The organism is Vibrio sp. D173a, assembly GCF_030248475.1.
Genome location: NZ_JAHGAH010000046.1, coordinates 1 through 10,341, shown reverse-complemented (window position 1 = coordinate 10,341; position 10,341 = coordinate 1). Strand labels below are relative to the sequence as shown.

Annotated in this window: 11 protein-coding genes; 4 read left to right on the top strand and 7 right to left on the bottom strand. The window is 44.7% G+C overall.

From position 1 onward, the window contains the following. On the top strand, positions 1–1,827 hold a 1,827-nt coding region (locus KIV40_RS05860; RefSeq protein ID WP_285348220.1), incomplete at its 5' end, for an Ig-like domain-containing protein. A gap of 80 nt (positions 1,828–1,907) precedes the next feature. Here the strand turns inward: KIV40_RS05860 and KIV40_RS05855 are convergent. Both KIV40_RS05855 and KIV40_RS05850 read right to left on the bottom strand, forming a co-directional pair. Next, positions 1,908–2,084 (bottom strand): hypothetical protein, encoded by a 177-nt coding sequence (locus KIV40_RS05855; RefSeq protein WP_181145812.1) that lies wholly within the window; start codon positions 2,082–2,084, stop codon positions 1,908–1,910. 409 nt (positions 2,085–2,493) lie between these two features. Continuing rightward, positions 2,494–3,453 carry a LysR family transcriptional regulator gene (locus tag KIV40_RS05850; RefSeq protein WP_285348218.1) on the bottom strand — a complete coding sequence of 320 codons (960 nt, stop codon included), beginning with the start codon at positions 3,451–3,453 and terminating at the stop codon, positions 2,494–2,496. Between the two features lie 59 nt (positions 3,454–3,512). Between KIV40_RS05850 and KIV40_RS05845 the strand changes: the two genes are divergently transcribed. Together KIV40_RS05845 and KIV40_RS05840 are read left to right on the top strand one after the other, a co-directional pair. Beyond that, positions 3,513–4,496: an aldo/keto reductase gene (locus tag KIV40_RS05845; RefSeq protein WP_285348216.1), complete on the top strand. Its 984-nt coding sequence runs from the start codon at positions 3,513–3,515 to the stop codon at positions 4,494–4,496. A 199-nt stretch (positions 4,497–4,695) separates the two neighbouring features. Continuing rightward, entirely contained in the window at positions 4,696–5,934 is a 1,239-nt protein-coding gene (locus tag KIV40_RS05840) for a DEAD/DEAH box helicase (RefSeq protein WP_285348215.1), read from the top strand. An 80-nt stretch (positions 5,935–6,014) separates the two neighbouring features. Here the strand turns inward: KIV40_RS05840 and ompV are convergent, their stop codons facing one another. The 5 genes from ompV to KIV40_RS05815 form a co-directional block, all read right to left on the bottom strand. Then, a complete protein-coding gene (gene ompV / locus KIV40_RS05835; RefSeq protein WP_285348214.1) occupies positions 6,015–6,791 on the bottom strand; it encodes an outer membrane protein OmpV in 777 nt (258 codons plus the stop codon). Between the two features lie 200 nt (positions 6,792–6,991). Then, positions 6,992–7,201, bottom strand: coding sequence for a hypothetical protein (locus tag KIV40_RS05830; RefSeq protein WP_285348212.1), 210 nt, complete (start codon positions 7,199–7,201; stop codon positions 6,992–6,994). A gap of 118 nt (positions 7,202–7,319) precedes the next feature. After that, complete coding sequence (locus KIV40_RS05825) at positions 7,320–7,826, bottom strand: GNAT family N-acetyltransferase (RefSeq protein ID WP_228175039.1); 507 nt, start codon at positions 7,824–7,826, stop codon at positions 7,320–7,322. 200 nt (positions 7,827–8,026) lie between these two features. Next, positions 8,027–8,719 carry an MOSC domain-containing protein gene (locus KIV40_RS05820; protein ID WP_079401545.1) on the bottom strand — a complete coding sequence of 231 codons (693 nt, stop codon included), beginning with the start codon at positions 8,717–8,719 and terminating at the stop codon, positions 8,027–8,029. A gap of 55 nt (positions 8,720–8,774) precedes the next feature. Continuing rightward, positions 8,775–9,017 (bottom strand): hypothetical protein, encoded by a 243-nt coding sequence (locus tag KIV40_RS05815; RefSeq protein ID WP_045416291.1) that lies wholly within the window; start codon positions 9,015–9,017, stop codon positions 8,775–8,777. Between the two features lie 84 nt (positions 9,018–9,101). Here KIV40_RS05815 and KIV40_RS05810 point away from each other — a divergent pair, with 84 nt between their 5' ends. Beyond that, complete coding sequence (locus KIV40_RS05810; protein WP_285348208.1) at positions 9,102–9,911, top strand: helix-turn-helix transcriptional regulator; 810 nt, start codon at positions 9,102–9,104, stop codon at positions 9,909–9,911. Positions 9,912–10,341 lie beyond the last annotated feature (430 nt).

Here is a 10,341-nt window from a genome sequence, read left to right as displayed (position 1 = left end):
TATGAGGGGATTCGTAAGACTCCGGTGTTAGATACCGACAGCGCGGTTCTCTCAGTTGATAAGAGTTCAGCAAGCGCAGATGGTGTTGAAGTCATTACGGTGACCTTGCAGCTAAAAGACAAAGAGGGGAATGATTACACCAGCTCTGGCGGCACAGTCACATTCGATACACCAACTGGGTTAACTCAGGTTGGTAGCCAAGATAATGGGGATGGCTCCTACACAGTGAAATACAAGAGTTCGACTTCAGGATCTTACACTGTCGGGGCATCACTGGACGGCAGTAAATTTGCTGAATCCATTTCCTTTGAATTTACTCCAGTTCTTGACCTCAGCAACACTGAATTTACTCGTGATAAAAGTTCTGCCAATGCCGACGGATCCGATGTGATCACAGTAACCATTCAATTGAAAGATACGGAAGGTAACAACTACACAAGTTCAGGCGGTACTCTTGAGCTCTCATTACCAGCAGGAGTGAGTATCGTTACTTCTCAAGATAATAGTGATGGTACTTATACTGTGAGTTTCTCTAGTTCGAGCTCCGGTACTAAATCAGCAGGAGTATCTATTGGGGGAACTCAGTTATCCAACTCTATTTCTTTGTCTTATGCTCAAGTCTTAAATCTATCTGCAGCAGCGTTCAGCCGTGATAAAGACTCCGCGAATGCAGATGGTAGTGACCAGATCGCCGTAACGGTTCAGCTAAAAGACACCAATGGTGCTGACTATACATCGTCTGCGGGGGAGATTTCATTCTCTGTGCCTAGTGGGGTAACGGAAGAATCAAAAACAGACAACGGTGATGGCTCGTATACGGCTGTCTTTACAACAGTGAACGCAGGTACTTATACCCTTGGTGTGAGCATAGGTGGCACTGAGTTGGCAAACGATATTGAGCTTACTTTTAATGCCGTCATTGATTTATCACAGTCGACATTGCAAGCCGATATCACCACCATCGCGGCAGATGGCAGTAGTACTGCTCAATTGACCATCACGCTGCAAGACTACGCTGGAAATGCGTTTGTTCCAGCATCGAACAGTCCTGAGCTCACGATTACAGCGGGCTCTGCTGATATGACTGATTTCGTGAATACTAGCGATGGGGTGTACACAAGCAACATTAGCTCTAGTGTTGTTGGTGAGGTCACTGTTACTGCGACCTATGACTTAGGAACCGTTGGCACGCTAAACCTCACATTTGAGGCGTTACCGCCAAGTGATTCTCAGTCTACCATCACAAGTGATATTTCTACCTTTGGTGTGGGTGGCGATCATAGTGCAGTTATCACGGTTGCTTTAAAGAAAGCTGATGGCAGTGCTTACACACAAAGCTACGGTGATTTGGTGTTGAGCCCGGAAGGTACGGGGCTAAGCTATGATACTCCTGTAGATAATGGTGATGGTACGTACACGGTGTCAGTTACTGCAGATACAGCTGGCAGTTATGTCGTGAGTGCTACCGTTGGGGATTTAGTACTGACAAATACGGTGTCGCTCACTGTTACTCAAGTCGATGTTGCTTTAAGTGGCGCGACTCCTGCCTCGATAACAGATTCAACAACGATAACTGTTACCTTACGAGACGGCTCTGGCAACATCATTACGCATGGAGGGCACAATATTAGTGTTCGCTTTGCGAGTAGCATTATCAATCAATTGGGCATTGCAACATTCGGTGATGCTCAGTTCAATAGTCTAGACGGTACGTATGATGTATCGGTAACATGTAATATTTCGACTGAGCTCGATAGTTATAATGTGTCGGTTAAGGTGGATGATTATAGTGATGTGGTGGCTACTATCCCGTTGAGGTGTCCTTAATTAAATCAGCTACGCTTTGATATTAAAAATGCCACTCAACACTGAGTGGCATTTTTATACGTCGTTTTTTCTAAGGTTGTTTAGACCGAGGTAACCCACTCTCTTTCATGAGTGTGTTCTTGGTTATCATGACAGCAGTGACTGTGGTGGTCCTCGTAGCCGTCGTAAGCACATTCGCCGATGTTATTTCTTGGACAGATGAAATAATTGCTGCGATCAATCATCTCGGTTTGACAAACTGGACAGTATTTTTCCATTACAACCTCCCACAATAGCGATTGAAAATTTCGTCCGTAGACACGAGTTCAAGAGTAATTTTAGACCCTAGATTATGACCGTGGTGTGAAGGTTTTATGTGTGGATCAGCCCGCTTAACGAGTCTTGAAAAAACTCTGACGAAATGAAACTAAATGCGCATTGCAAGGTGCTTGTTAGGCGTATGATTTCAAAAGAAAAGCAATAATTTCCCCATGCTTTGTTTATTCTATGCTTGGCTGTATTCCCCTCTATTTTTTCAGTAACTTTTCGAAGCCATATCACAAAAGGTAACCGTCTAGCTATCTCAATGATTATTGCCGGTCTTCAAACCGTGGACTCATTTAGCTCTAAGCTTTTTGTGTTCACGTCATGAAAAAGTAGTCAACCTCAAGCTATCAACAAAGAGCATCATGTTCTGATTTCAACGTTACCACTTTCAAGAAAGTCTTTGTTTTCTTTAACAAGCTTGTGTAGAAAGTCCGCTACGGTTCTCACCCTTCTTGAGTGGGAAAGGTCGGAGTGAATTGCCAACCAAATGGACTGATCACAGCCAATATCCCTTTCTACACATGTTAATTCTTTAGGTTGAGCGATAAAATGAGGAAGTACTGCCATACCGAGCCCAGCCTCTACCGCGCTGAATTGTGCAGATAGGTTGCTCGTAATAAGCCTACAAGGCTTTCCTCGCATAGTCCTTTCTAGCCATTGTGCCGCTGGCAGGTGCTGTAGTGTCTCTGACCAACCAATAAAATCATCGTTCTCAAATGAGCCGCTTTGCTGATTCTTCTTCCTATTTTTTAGATAACTCTGTGATGCATAAACGCCAAAGCCGAGCTCACCTAATTTTTGGATACTGACGTTCCCTCGTTCTGGACGAACCATTCTCAATGCTATGTCTGCATCGTGCCTGTGTAAGTTAACGGTAGATACACTGGTTACTACTTCTATCGTTAGATTTGGGTGGTTTGCCAGAAACTGGGGTAGTGCAGGAATAATAAAATGATCGGCAAGTCCTTGAGCGGTGGCGAGACGAACGTGGCCTCTAACATCTTGGTCATTAACTTGAGCAGCCGCACTGAAGGAATAACCAGCCTGTTCTAGAGCTTTGGCTTGAGCGATGAGCGCCATTCCTTCGTCGGTCAACTTATAACCAAGTTGGTCCCTGGTAAATAATTTTAGGCCTATCGCGCTTTCTAATCGCTCTAATCGTCGTGATACTGTTGCGATTCCGAGCCTTAGCGATTTCGATGTGCCGCTCAGCGTTCCCTCTCTTGCGATGCCTAAAAATATCTTGGCATCATCCCAATTTAAATGATTCGATTTCTCTTTATTTCCGATATCGGAAATCTGATTGCAATTATTGGCCATGTATCACTCCACTTTTGGAAAATATACTGATATGCGAATAACAAAGCTAGAGGAAAAAAATGGATAAGCGCATATTAGGTAATGGCTTGGAAGTTTCAGAAATTGGTTTAGGCTGCATGGGCATGAGTGAATTCTACGGACCAACAGACGATGAAGAATCATTAAAAGTACTTCATAAAGCCGTGGATTTAGGATGCAACTTTTTCGATACGGCGGATACTTACGGTAATGCTCACAATGAAGAGCTGATTAGCCGTTTTCTTAAACATCATCGTTCGGGTGTAAAGGTAGCAACAAAGTGTGGCATTGTTCGTCGACCAGGAGAGTACGAAAGACATATCGACAATAGCCCAGCTTATATCCGAAGAGCATGTGAAAATTCTCTTCGTCACTTAGGTGTTGAATGCATCGATCTATACTACATCCATCGTTTAGATTCGACTACACCAATTGAAGTAGTCATGCAAACGCTCGCAGAATTAGTTACTGAAGGAAAAATTGCCCACATTGGTCTCTCTGAAGTCAACTCGACGACGCTCAGAAAAGCGCATGCAGTCCACCCTGTGACTGCTTTGCAAACCGAGTACTCGCTGTGGACGCGAGATGTGGAACGTGAAATCTTGCCCACATGTCGAGAATTAGGCGTTGGTTTTGTCCCTTACTCTCCGTTGGGGCGCGGTTTTTTAACGGGGCGTTTTCACTCTGATCGTGACTTTTCTGAAGGGGATGCGCGAAGTACATTACCAAGATTCACAGAAGGTAATTTAAAGGCGAACCGCCCGCTATCTAATATCGTGGCTCAAATAGCGCAAAATAAGTCGTGTTCTCCGGCCCAAATTGCTCTGGCGTGGCTATTGGCTCAAGGTAAGGATATTGTTCCTATTCCAGGAACGAAAAAAATGGCTCACATCGTCGATAATTTAGGTGCGTCCAATGTCTCTCTTACCCGAGAAGATTTGCTTCAAATAGAGTTGGCTCTAGAGAGCTTTCGTCCCGCGGGAGCGAGATATACAGAAGAAGGCATGAAAGGAATCAATTCTTAGTTAGCTTCCTCCTATCGGGAAAACCAACGAGCTGAGTTCTTTTGACAAACAAACGGTGTTTCATCCACCTTCTGGGCGAATGATACTAAGATGCAAAGAGGGTGGTTCATCGAAAAGATTGTGGTAAAGTCCGCGCCTGCGATTTACTGCATCTATATTGTTTTACTGCCTCTTCAACTAAAAGCACAAGGTTAAGCTAATGCCATTTTCTACTCTCTCTTTGAGTTCTGAGCTGATTCACGCACTGCCAAAAGACTTTAAGAAGCCAACTGATATTCAGGCTTTGGCTATTCCTGAGCTACTCAGTGGTAAAGACGTATTGGCATTAGCGAATACAGGTAGTGGTAAAACCCTTGCGTATGGTTTGCCTTTGTTGGAAAAGCTAAGTGTAAATCCAGAGCAAAAAGCGCTGATTCTAGTACCTACACGTGAGCTGGCGACACAAGTGAGCGAGGCGATTAACCAAGTTGGTCAAGCTATTGGCCTCAACGCAGTGTGTTTGTGTGGTGGCGTGGATAAAGAGCCGCAACTACAAGCACTTGCGGCAGACCCTAAAATTCTTGTGGCGACAACAGGTCGTTTAGTTGATCTGGCGAACAACGGTTTGGGCCTGAGTAATATCCATTACCTAGTGTTGGATGAAGCGGACCGTTTGCTGGATATGGGCTTTTGGCCAGACGTGCAAAATATTGCGGGGCTGGTTTCAAACCAGCGTCAAACCGCGATGTTCTCAGCAACGTTTTCTGATGAGTTGAAGGGCAAAGCCAAGCAACTCATGCGTACACCAAAACAGGTGGCTGCGCATCAAGAAAACAGCACCAATCAAGATATTGCTGAGACGCTGTATCTCGTCAACAAAGGCAGTAAAACCAAAGCCTTGATTGAACTTATCAAGCAACATACATGGACGCAGGTATTGGTATTTATTGGCGCGAAAGAGAACGCTGATGGTTTGGCGAAGAAGTTGAATAAAGCGGGTATCGCAACCAATGCGCTGCACGGAAATAAGAGCCAAGCAGAGCGAGAAGAAGCGCTAGCGCAGTTTAAATCTGGGCAAACACAGGTGTTGATCGCTACCGATCTATTAGCTCGCGGTATTCACATCGAGCAACTACCGGTGGTGATTAACTTTGAGTTGCCAATGCACGCAGAGACATACGTTCACCGAGTTGGGCGTACAGCCCGTGCAGGCGAGCAAGGTGTTGCAATGTCGCTGGTCTGCCATGGCGAAGCCGAAGCACTTACCGCGATCCGTAACCTGACTCAACGTGAATTGCCAACGCAAGATCTTGAAGGTTTCCCGGTAACGGATAAGCCATCAACAGGCGAAAGCAAACGAGCCCCACGTGATAAAAAAGCCAATCGTCGAACCAATGCCAAAAAGAGCATTAAGCAGTTCCAAGGCAAGCCGAAACGCCAAGCGCCTAAAGCTAAGTAGACAAGCTCAAATAAACAAAAAGCCATCGTAATGATGGCTTTTTAATTAAATGGAGAGTGTGTCTAAATAGGGGGGATTGCTTAGAAGTTGTAAGAAACTGTCGCGCCTACTGCCCATTGATTTGCACTGTCTACGATTGAAGAATCGCTGATGCCGCTACCTAGACGTGTATATTGTGATACTTGGCTGATTTGCCAGTGCTCAGTGATTGGCACTACAAGTTTGTAACCTAAACCGTAGTTTACGGTTGCGTCGCCTGTGTATACTTTGCGGGTTGCACGTGCTTCTTTGTCTGTTACACCGAAGTAGTAGTCAACGTAATCTTTGCTTTGGTAAGACACGCTCGCAAATGGTACGAAATCAGCATTACCGATATTCATGATATGGAAGTAAGTGGTACCACCTTGGAAGCCTTTGTAAGCGCCTGATACATCATGTTGTAGGTAAGTTGAAACTACGTTGTTTGGATCAAGTCTGAAATCTGCGTTCAAACCTAGATCGATCGCGATATCACGTCGTTTCGTACCTTTTAGGCTCTTCGCTACATCGCTATCACGAGGTACACCGCTACCTACCACGTAAGCACTCATGTTAAGTAGTTCATCGTTGTCACCTAGGAAACGGTAGTTAATACCGCCTAAATCAGCGTTGAAGTCTTCACCATGGTAACCACCGTTTAGAACTGGCGCAGTGTTGTGTTTTTGGTCTTTGAAAAGATCGCTCGCTTGTACTACGCCAGCTTCGACCATCCAGCCACCTTCGTTGTTGTAGATGTTACCGTTACGAATGTAAGTATCACCCGCTGTTGCCGTGCCTGCAGCCGTCAACGTTAATAATGCAATAATTGTTTTGTTCATTGTTCTGTCCCAGTCATTTGGTTTTGAACGCTGTACAAAATAAAGTTGTAACCCTCTATCAGAAGAGCGTATGGAAGTGTAATGATGACTTTAAGAAATGTATGATTTCACCTAAAAAATGCTAAGACGTAGAACCATGCCCGCTATGAAGGCATGGTTGAGACGTTGGTATAGATGATCTCTATCGCCGTTGAGATGGTTTAACTGGGTTTGCGGTGAAGGTACTTCATGACTTTCCCTTGCTTCCACATCATAACGACTGTGATGGCGACAACGGGAACAAGTACAAATAACGTTAAAGTCATGAACATTTCATTTGCCTTCAGCGGTGAATAAAGCGCTGCACCCACCAACAGCGCACACAATATATGCATCCATCTTAAAGCCAATCTTACTAACTGTCCGCTCATTGCCTTTCTCCTTTGCTTTGTTTCAATACACGATACAGAGCAAAGTGATGACGGTTTTGGCTTTGAGATAAAACGCCTAATAGCGTTATAAGTGAACGTATAGGATGATGAATGGTTTTTATGCTGAGCAGATAACTTTCGGAATGTGTCTAAGGCCCAACATAGTGCATCCGTCTTCCAAGTAGCTATCGGTGACAACATCGAAGCCGAACTTTCCGTAGTAGTCTTTCAAGTGTGCTTGTGCGGATATAAAAATGCTGTCGTTCGGGTAGATCTTTCTTGTGGCATCGAAACTCACTTGCATCAATTGGTTGCCGATGCTTTTCCCTCTGTAATCTTCTGCGACGATAACGCGACCAATACACACGTCATTGGCATCAGAGTTCAGCAAGGGTAAAACGTCAACGGGGTATCCGAGTTTCGGAGGCATAATACGACTATAAGCCACCAGACGTTCGTTATCATATCCCATTACGTGGTAGGTGTCGGGATGGTTATCCTTACCATCCAAATCGCTGTATGGTGTGTTCATGTCTACGATGAAAATATTGACTCTTTGCTGCAAAAAATCGTAAAGCTCTTGAACAGACAGGTCTGCGAATTTCTTAATTCTCCACTCGAGCATCATGCTTCCCCTTGTATTATTTTGGGTACAACATAAAGCGTATTTGTACGGGATTCATTAACCTTTGTTAACCGCCAAGCTCCAGCTTAAATACAGATTTGCTGTATTGAACGGCTAAAAAGCAAAAGCCCCACTGACTTGGTTGTGGGGCTAATATTAGAAGGGATACGCTCCGATCTATCGGGGAGTCAAAACGAGAATTAACCCGCAGTCGGGCCAACCAAACGCATTTCCCAATCTTCGACTTCACCCGTTTCCAAGCGACGTTCGACAAGCTTGCCCCAAGATTCAACCAATGGAAGTTCCGCCAGTTGACTTAGCTCTGTTTTATCTAGGCAACCAGTAAATACTGCGCCCATGATGCGAGCCAATGACCAGTCTGGATAGGGTCTTTCGCACAGAATAATCTCGTCACCTGCGCCGATATCGCCTTCTTGCAACACTCGGAAGTACCAGCCTGTTCGAAGCGTGTCTTGTAGTCTTCTCGCCATGTCGTTTTGCTCGAAACGGACGTTGAGTTTCCAGCAAGGCATGCGACCTTGGGATACTTCCAATAAGGTTGTGCCGATGCGGATTTTATCTTTCAAGCAAATGGACGCTTCTGTTACGCCGCTTGAGCTTAAGTTCTCGCCGAATGCCCCAGCTGATTGGAAAATCGCTTTGTCGCCTAACTCTTGTTGCCAAACGGAATAGTGCTCACTTGGGTAAATATGAAGGGCTTTTTGAATCCCACCATGAAAGCGTGGATCGCCTTGTTCATCATTGGTAAAACCCAGTTCTGTTGCATGCTGACGCTGCGGCAGAACCTGTTTGTTAATCGCACTTTTCGCACCATGTGCAAAAGCAACGGTTTTACCTGCTAATACGCTGTTAACTACGCCTAACTTCTTCATATTCTTTCCTTATCGCCTGAAACTGATTTGCCAAACGGTATGAGACAAGGCCGCGTTAGCGCTCGCCCAATGATTTGAATACCGGAATCGCTGCCAGTACTTCAATGCGCTTTTCTGTGCTTTTTAAGTAGCGCGTTTCGCTATCTGAAACCAACACATGACGTTGATAACCTTCCGTTTTAGGGAACTTGGTTAACACGGTTTCAAGCGATGCTTCGCACTTGTATTGGTTGATGTTATCAATATCGACTTTGAATAAGAGTTGGTTTTCTTTGGATATTTCCACTTGATATCGCATACGTCGCACCTCACGGCTTCATTCACTTTGCCGAGCATGATAGCCTAGTGAACTTGTGTCAGAGTAGGGATGTAAGGACAGTTAATGATGTCAACCCGCCAAATCGATTCTCACTCCGGTGTTATGACCTCTAATGAGATGATGGCTGCTAATCCTCACTCACCAGCTTTGGTTAAGACCATCGACATGCCGAAAGGTTACATTGATGCGATGCACCAACACACGTGGCATCAAGTCATCTTCCCTATCAAAGGGTTATTACAAACCAAAACCGATCATTACCAGCACCTTGTGCCCCATACCTCTGCGCTGTTCGTACCTGCGGGTATTCAACATGAATCCATCGCGCTAAGCCATACGACATTTGTCGGTATCTATCTAAACCCTAAGTTCGGTACTGAGTACGAGCATCAAGTTAGAACAATCACACTCACGCCGTTCTTAAACGAGCTGTTACAGGAAATACGCCGCCAATGCGAAGGGTTCGTCAGTGATGAGGAAGTATCGCGCTTGCTTGGCGTACTCCACGATCAAATCATGAAAGACAACGTGCAGACCTTTCAGTTATTGCTGCCAGAAGACCGACGATTAAAGCTGATATTTGAAGCGTTGACCGACACGCCAGCATTGGATTGGTCACTCAAACAGTGGGGAGAGACAGTAGGTGCATCCGAACGAACTTTGTCGCGCTTGTTCTCCAAAGAGTTCAACACCTCTTTTAAACTTTGGCGGCAACAAATTCGGCTGATTTATTCGCTCTCTTTGCTTGACGAAGAGCTTTCTATCCAAAGCATTGCCGATCAAGTGGGGTATCAAAATGACTCTTCCTACATCAAAGCGTTTAAAGCCTATTTTGATGTCACCCCACAGCAGTTTCGAATGAATAGCCGATAAGTTCTGTTTTCAAAGCTGAAGCTGTATTGCAGATTGTTCTTTCCCTCAAAAATTCGAATGCCGAGCGATAAGCTTCACCCCTAGTAAGCCCAATCTAACTGAGTTATTTAACATTTCATTTAAATCATTTGCTGTATTTAAATTCATGTCGCGAATGACAAAGCAATACATAATCTGAAATTAAACTTGTTGCACATTATTTAAGATGCTTTCGCCTAAAAAATTATACTTATTATGGGCTTAAAGTAGAGTAAAGACGTTAATGTGAGCTCGTGATAACAATGGAGTCGATGAGCAGCAGTGACGGATAATAACAATGTAACAGAGGGTTATAACGTGAGAAATATCGCTTGGACTGCGAGTAATGTTAATAAGTTGTTGGCGACCTTGGCTGTTTTAGCCTGTTGTCTGGATGTGGTGGTGGTGGTGG